Source organism: Armatimonadota bacterium, from assembly GCA_020354555.1.
Taxonomy (GTDB): Bacteria; Armatimonadota; Hebobacteria.
In genome coordinates, this window is record CP070648.1 from 4204015 (window position 1) to 4212319 (window position 8305).

The window sequence follows — 8305 nt, forward strand, 5'->3', positions numbered from 1 at the left end:
GCCGCCTCCGCATCTGTCATTCAGAGCGGAGCGCGAAGCGCGAAGCGTGGAATCTCGGTCTCGCGGAGGCACCTTGCTCTGAGCAACGCCGAAGGGTCCTGCCTGCGATTATGGTGCCGCAAGCGTCCCGCTTGCGAGATACCCGTAGGGGCATAGCATGCTGTGCCTGAGACGCTTTGACCTATCCCTGCCGCAGGAATACGGTTCCCTTCGTGTCTTCGTGCCTTAATGGTTTCCCGCCCTCCCTCCGCCCCTATCCGCGCCAATCCGCGGCTCCCTGGGATGCGCAGTATTGACGCATGCTGTATACTCCTAGAGAGTCTCGGGTATTACCGGAACACCGGTAATGCCCGCAGACTCTTCCGGACGAGGTCCGTGCGGGAGGCACGCTGCCGTTCCTTGCGTCCTCCCCCAATGTACGAACCTCGGCAGCGAGGCCCCTGTGCTGTGAGTGGATGGCGAAAGGCAATCATCCTCGTCGCGCTGGCCGCGCTCGCGGTCATCGCGGTCATCGCGATTCTGCCGCGGCTTACCCCCAAGCCGGCGGCGAAGGATCTCGCCCAGCCGACCAACGCGGTGATCCCGGTCGCGCGCGCGCCTGCCAACCTCGCCGTCGGCGCCGGGCTGAGTCCGCCGTCGCGCCGGCGACCGGTGGTCGTGCAGGCCTTCGAGTTCGAGCGGCCCGGCGACGCTGAGGGGTGGCAGCCCGGACTCGAGACATGCACGACGGCCGTGGCCGACGGCCAGCTGCGAGTCAAGCGGCAAGCCTCGCCGGCGAGTTGCATCAGCCTCAGCCTCGACCTCGCGGCGGATGAATTCAACGTGATCCAGGCCCGCGTCCGCCAGCACAGTGCCTCGGTGTATCACGCGCGCTGGTTGGATGACCGCGGCCGCCCGTCGCCTCCCTTCTACCGCATCATGGCTCCGAGCAGCGAGTGGCGCGTCGTGTCCGTGTCGGTCGGCGACAGCGCGCACTGGAAGGGCCGCATCACGCGACTGGATTTCACCCTTGCCTCCGGCGGCGACACCGCTTGGATAGACTGGATTCGCTTGCTGCGAGATGACAATCCGTCTTTCCTCATCGGCCCGGATCGGTTGGGCTATGCGATCGAGCAGCGCCGTAAATGGGTCATGCCGTGCCGAATCCCCGGAGAGGTCACGCGCAGGGTGACGGTGGGGGAGGGCGATGTCCTGAGCTTCGCGTGCGGGCTCACCAAGCAGGCATGGCAGTCGCACCGCGGGCGCGTTAGGGCCGAAGTCTCGCTCGCGGTGGACGGCAACGAGGCGGAGACCATTGCCTCGGTGGACCTGCTGCCGAAAGCCCTCGGCGGGTCGTGGGGGTGGGTCGAAGGTGAAGCAAGCATATCGAAGTGGAGCGGGCAGACGGCGACACTCGCGTTCCACGCGCGCTCCACCGATCCGGAAACCGAAGCGATGGTGGTGTGGGGCAATCCGACGGTGACGTCAACCGCGCCGGCCGCTCGCGACCGGCCGAACGTCGTCATCCTGCTGTCTGATGCGATGCGACCCGACCATCTGAGCCTCTACGGGTACGCACGCCGCACGTCGCCCAACCTGGAGCGCCTCGGTAAAGACGGCGTGGTGTTCGAGCGCGCCTTCGCTCACTCGCCGAGCACCCATCTGTCCGTGCCGTCGCTGTTGACATCGCTGTACCCACTGGAAGCGGTGGAGCAAGAGGCGGGCTTTACTCGAATAGGACAGGAGCACGTGACGCTGGCTGAACTCCTGGAGGAGGCGGGCTACGCGACCGCCGCATTCAGCGCGAACGCCTTCGTGAACTGGGACTATGCGGCGGACCAGGGGTTCGCCGATTTCGCCATCGGCCAAGCTTCCGCCGGGGAGCTTACCGACGAGGCGCTGCAATGGCTCGCGGCGCATAAGCGGCAGCCGTTTTTCGCGTACGTGCACTACATGGACACCCACGCCCCCTACGCGCCGCCGGAGAGCTACCGGTCGGCGTTTGTCGGCCGGGATTACGAACCCGCCGACCCGTTGGTGCGGCAGGGCGATGCCACGGGCATGCGCAGGAGAATGGCGCGCGGGCACGTCTATAGCGACGCGGACCGCCGCTATCTGGTCGGGCTGTACGATGCAGCCATCGCGTCCACTGACCACAGCATCGGCCGCGTGGTTGATTGGCTGCGGGCAGCAGGGCTTTACGACGACACCGTGATCGTCGTCTGCGCGGATCACGGGGAGGAGTTCTGGGAGCGCGGGGGATTGGAGCATGCGCGAACGCTGTACCAGGAGTCCGTCCGCGTGCCGCTCATCCTGAAGCTGCCGCCGGAGATGATCGGGGATCGGGCGAAGAGGGTGATGACACCGGTCGGGCTCGTGGACATCTACCCGACCCTGTCGCAGCTCGCCGGACTCGAGCCGCCCGACGGCCTCAGGGGGAGGAGCCTGCTCGGCGTTCCGCCGACCGGGGAACGCGCGGTGTACGCGGTGCAGGGCGTTACGTACGCCATCCGGAAGACCGGCTGGACGCTGATCGTCGGCCCGCACGCCGAGAACGGAGTCGCGTTGTACGACGTCACCGCCGACCCGGGGGAAACGACGAACGTCGCTTCGCAGCATCCCGAGATCACGGCGGAAATGCGCGCGCAACTCAGTCGCATCCACCGCAGCGGCGCGCCGCGACCTGCGACGCGGAAAGACGCCGGCGAAGGCCGTCGGCAGCCGGACGGCGTCACGCTCGAGCGACTGCGCGCGCTCGGGTATGCGGAATGAGGTGCGCGCGAAGTGACCGCGGGAGCTTGCGCGCGCGCGCGTCTCCGTGATACGCGGCTCCCTCGCGCCCGCGCGGAGTAGGGCAGGGCCTACGTGAACGGCAGAGAGCGCTTTCAGCGCACGATGCATTACGAGAGCGTGGACCGCGCGCCGATGATCGAGGTCGGCTTCTGGGGCGCGGCGCAGGAGCGCTGGCTCGGGGAAGGCATGCCGGAGCAGGCGCGGCTCAAGGACACCCTGACCTTCAACGGGTGCGAGTTCTTTCGCCTCGACGAGCAGCGCTGCCTCGGCCTCAACCTGGGCATGATCCCGGCGTTCGAGAGCGAGACGCTCCGTGAAGACGAGCGCACCGTCACCACGCGCAACAGCGAGGGCGTCGTCGTGCGCGGCATGAAGGACGGCTCGTCAATGCCGCAGTTCCTCTCCTGGCCGGTGAGCTCCCGCGCCGACTTCGAGAAGATGAAACGGCGCTACGACCACTGCGCGCCCGAGCGCTACCCGCAGCATTGGGCCGCCCTCGTCGCGTGGGCCGAGACGCGCGAGTGCCCCCTGTGGGGCCCCGGCATCGGTTCGGTCGGCTTCTACTCGATGCTCCGCCGGTGGATGGGGACGGAGAACGCGTGCATGGTCTTCTATGACGACCCCGCGCTCGCCGAGGAGATGCTCGACTTCATCGCCGATTTCACCATCCGTGCGATGGCGCGGGCTGTGGCTGAAGTGCGGATGGACTACTTCATGTGGTGGGAGGACTTCGCGTTCAAGACCGGCCCGCTCGTGTCGCCGGGCATCTTCGAGCGGTTCCTGCTGCCTCGCTACCGGCGCGTCAACGATATCCTGAGGGGCGGCGGCACGGACGTCATCTTCGTTGACAGCGACGGCAACCCGAGCGTCCTGATCCCGCTGCTCCTCGCGGCGGGGGTCAATGGCACCTATCCCATCGAGGCGGCCGCGGGCATGGACCCCGTGCGGCTGCGACGCGAGTACGGGCGAGACCTCTTGCTATGGGGCGGGGTGGATAAGCGCGCATTGGCGAAGGACCGGCGGGCCATCGAGGATGAGCTTCGCTCCAAGCTCCCGTCGCTGCTCGCCGAGGGGGGGTACATCCCGCAGCTCGATCACATGGCCCCGCCCGACATTCCGTATGACAATTGGCTGTTCTACCTCGACCTCAAGCGGCAGATGCTCGAGGGGGACTGAACTGTTTCTCACCTGCGAGGTGCCTGCGATGTACGTGCATCAGGTCACATGGAATCCGGATCGTAGAGAGCGTTCCCCCGTCCGCGTCAACCCGGTGCTGCGGCATGACCGCGAGCGCGCGTTGAGCCTCGACGGCACGTGGCTTTTCCGGCTCGATCCCGATGAGCGCGGCCGCGCGCAGGGATGGTTCAAACGACCGGGCGCGCTGAGGGACCGCATCGAAGTCCCCGGCTGCTGGCAGGGACAGGGCTTCGGCGGCGACGGTGCCGACACGCCCTGGGATTTCCGGCTCCCTGCGCGAGTGTTTCTCGCGACATATCAGGGCACTGCATGGTACGGCAGTACTTTCGACGTCCCGGAGCAGTGGAAAGGCTCGCGCATTTGGCTCAACTTCGGCGGCGTCCACCCCGCGGCTGAGGTATGGCTCAACGGCACGCGCCTCGGCGCCCACAGCGGGCCGTTCGTGCCGTTCGCGTTCGCGGTGACGAAGCACGTGCGGTCCGGCGCTCGCAACTTCCTCGCCGTCCGCGTCCACGAGCAGAACCGGTGGATGGGCTTCGCCTACGACTGGGCCGGGCACTGGTCCGGCCTATACCGGAGCGTGGAGCTTACGGCTACCGGGCGGTCATGGATCGAGCGCTTGTGGATCCATCCCGACGTGGACGGCGAGCGGCTCAGGTGCCGAGTCGAGATTGGCGGCGCGGGCCGGCGTGCACTTTTCCTTTTCGTCGCCGCGGGCCCGCTCGACGGGGCGCCCGTCGCCGAGACCACGCGGCGATTGACCGGCCCCGGCCCGCATCGTTTCTCTCTGCCCATGCCGGAACCGCGGCTGTGGAGCCCGGATGCGCCGCATCTCTACCGCGTGGATGCGGCTATATCCGACGGGCGCGAGGTGGAGGACGCGTGCAGCGAGCGCGTCGGGTTCGTCAAGCTCGCTGCGGAGGGCAAGCACTTCCTGATCAACGGCGATCCGTACTACATGCGCGGGAGCGGCGATTTCCTCGCCCACCCCGAGACCGGTAGTCCGGACACGGATCGCGACCGCTGGCGGCGCAAGCTCGCAACACTGCGCGAGTACGGGTACAACTACGTGCGCTGTCAGTCATACGTCCCGGCGCCGGAGTACTTCGACGCTGCCGACGAGGTCGGGCTGCTGGTGCAAAGCGAGATGGGCATGCTCGGCGCCTGGGCGGGGATGGACCCGTGGCACGGCTACGCGTGGCCGACGCCAAAGCCCGCGTTCCGCGATGCGCTGAAGTGGCAGTGGAATCGCACCGTCATGCGCGACGTCAATCACCCCTCCGCCGCGATCTACTGCATGAGCAATGAACTCGGCCAGGGCACGTCGTTCCCGGACACCGCGTGGCAGTGCTCCCGCGATACGAAAGCGATCAAGCCCTCGGCCTGCGTCATCTGGACCGACGGCGGCTTCAACCCGTCGCTGCCCGGCGATTTCGTCAACGCCGAGGCCAACGTGGATGACAAGACGACGCTTCCCGTCATCCAGCACGAGTTCCGATGGTGGAGCAGCTACCCGGATGTGAGGACGAAGCGCAAGTACCGCGGTGCGGTCCGCCCGTACGCGATCGAGACAGCGGAAGAGGCCGCGCGACTCCACGGGATTCACCACCTGCTCCCCGAGATGGCTGAGGTGAGCCACCGCCTGCAATACGTCGAGGCGCGGGGAAAGATGGAGGCCTGCCGCCGCGACCATCCGCGCCTCGCCGGCATCTGCCACTTCAACGCGATGGACATCGGCTACTCCCCGCAGGGAGTGCTCGACGAGTTCTACGAGCGCAAGCTCGTGTCAGGCGAGACGTGGCGGCGCACCAACGGCGACACGGTGATCATGATGGATCGCGGCTTCGACGACCGCGTGCTGGCGGCGCGGGAGGTGCTGCGCTGCGGCTTGTCGGTGTCGGACTTCTCGCATCCGCCGCTCGCATCACCGAAACTGGAGTGGCGCATCCTCGCGGGGAAGAAGCAATTCGCGTCCGGCCTTGCGCGTTACCGTCATCGGCCCTTCTGCACCTGCCGCGCCGCGACCATCCGCGTCGAGCTTCCCGCGGTCGCGGAACCGGTCGCGCTCACGCTGCGCGCTGCGCTGCGCGACGGGAGGCGCGTGTTTCACAACGAATGGAGTTTCTGGCTGTTCCCGAAAGCGGAGGGCGCGCTGTCCGGCACCTCGGCTGCCGTCTATGGCAGCCCGCGGCACTCGTGGCTCAAAAGCGTGCGATCAATCCCCAGGATCCCGGCGCGACGGACAGGGGAGGGGCCGCTTCCGCGCGTCGTCCTCGCCGAGCGACTCGACGTGCGTCTGGTTGACCACTGCCGCGGCGGCGGGCGTGTGATCCTGGCTGCGCCGGAGCATGTGCTGCGGCCGTTCCCGGGAAAGCTTGGGCAAGATGCGGCGTACTTCTTCCTGCCGCCCGCCAACTACCCGCCGCTGGAGGACGGTCACAGCGGGACGATCATCCGCGACCATCCCGTGCTCGGCGGCCTGCCCCACGACGGCTTTGCCGATCTCCAGTTCTTCCGGCTCATCCGTTCCGCCCCGCCGGTGGACCTGGAATGCCTCGGGCTGGGCAAATCGGAGCCGGTCATCCGCGCACTCAGCACGTACTTCGTGGGGCTGCCGCTGGCGTACCTGGTCGAGGCCGCTGTCGGTGACGGCGGGGTCATCCTATGCGCTCTCGATCTCGATCAGAAGCTCCCGGAGGCGCGGTACCTGCTCGCTGCGATGGTGCGGCATGCCGCGAGCGACGCGTTGCGTCCCGCGGCCGGGCTGTCCGATCAAGCGCTCGTACGCCTCGTCGCCGCCGGCGAAGTCGCTTGAGGCGGCCCGCGGCGTCGGCGCGATTGGTGATGTAGTACACAACGCGGCAGGAGGAAGCCGCTCCCTCAAGCAGAAACGCAAGCAGGTGGTCGGGAGCGGGCAAGCGGTCTTCGCGTACCGCTGACATCGCAGGTGTCCTGGGCATAGTCCGCACACGCGAACCTCCTTCGTCAAGCCAAGCGTGATCCCGTGCCACTCCGCCGCGCCGGTCAGGCCTGGGGGCCTGCCGCAACGAACGGGGGATGAATTCCCGGACCATATAGGATGGGCGCCAATGAATCAACATCAGGGACTTCAGGAATGGGTCGAAGAGGCAGCGCGTCTCTGCCAGCCCGAGTCGGTGGTCTGGATTGACGGGTCGGACGAAGAGAATCTGCGCCTGACCCAAGAAGCGATTGCCACGGGCGAGGTTTTGCCCCTCAACCAGGAGAAGCTGCCGGGCTGCCTGTATCACCGCACTGCGGTCAACGACGTCGCGCGCACCGAGGACCTGACGTACATCTGCACCACGCTGCGCGCGGATGCCGGCCCGACCAACAACTGGATGCCGCCGGAGGACGGCTATCGCCGCGGGAGCGAGATCCTGCGCGGCGCCATGAAGGGCCGCACGATGTACGTCATCCCGTTCTCAATGGGGCCGGTCGGCTCGCCCTTCAGCAAGATCGGCGTCGAGTTGACGGACAGCATCTACGTCGTCCTGAACATGCGCATCATGACCCATGTGGGCGCGCCCGTGCTGAGACAACTCGGAACCGGCGGCGAGTTCACCAAGTGCCTTCACAGCAAAGCTGAGCTCGACATCGAGCGGCGCCTCATCCTGCACTTCCCCGAGGACAACGCGATCTGGAGTGTCGGCTCGGGGTACGGCGGAAACGTGCTGCTCGGAAAGAAGTGCCTGTCGCTGCGCATCGCGAGCTGCCTCGGGAAGCGCGAAGGATGGCTGGCGGAGCACATGCTCATTATGGGCGTCGAGGACCCGGAAGGGCGCATCGAGTACATCGCGGCGGCGTTCCCCAGCGCCTGCGGCAAGACGAACCTCGCCATGTTGATTCCGCCCGAGGGATTGAGGGCGAAGGGCTACCGCGTCTGGACCGTCGGCGACGACATCGCCTGGATGCGCATCGACACTGACGGGCGCTTGTGGGCCATCAACCCCGAAACGGGCTTCTTTGGCGTCGCGCCCGGCACGAGCAGCAAGACCAACCCCAACATGATGAAGACCATCAACCGCAATACGATCTACACGAACGTGGCGCTGCTGCCCGACGGCACGGTATGGTGGGAAGGCATGGACGGCGAGCTGCCCGCGGAGGCGCTCGATTGGCAGGGCCGACCGTGGCGACCCGGCCAGATGGATGAAAACGGCCAGCCGGTCCTCGCGGCGCACCCGAACAGCCGGTTCACCACGCCGCTGACGCAGTGCCCTTCCCATTCGTTCAGAACCGAGCACCATCACGGCGTCCCGATCTCGGCGGTTGTGTTCGGCGGGCGCCGCGCGCATCTGGCGCCGCTGGTATATGA

4 protein-coding genes are annotated in these 8305 nt (G+C 67.1%); all 4 read left to right on the top strand.

Annotated features, from left to right (window positions below):
• Positions 1-447 precede the first annotated feature (447 nt).
• Positions 448-2751, top strand: a complete 2304-nt coding sequence (locus tag JSV65_17160; protein ID UCH34238.1) for a sulfatase — start codon at positions 448-450, stop codon at positions 2749-2751.
• Positions 2752-2844: 93 nt separating this feature from the next.
• On the top strand, positions 2845-3948 hold the full coding sequence (locus JSV65_17165) for a hypothetical protein (protein ID UCH34239.1): 1104 nt from the start codon (positions 2845-2847) through the stop codon (positions 3946-3948).
• Positions 3949-3976: 28 nt separating this feature from the next.
• Positions 3977-6784: a hypothetical protein gene (locus tag JSV65_17170; protein UCH34240.1), complete on the top strand. Its 2808-nt coding sequence runs from the start codon at positions 3977-3979 to the stop codon at positions 6782-6784.
• 274 nt (positions 6785-7058) lie between these two features.
• The coding region (locus tag JSV65_17175) for a phosphoenolpyruvate carboxykinase (GTP) (GenBank protein UCH34241.1) at positions 7059-8305 on the top strand (1247 nt) is incomplete at its 3' end.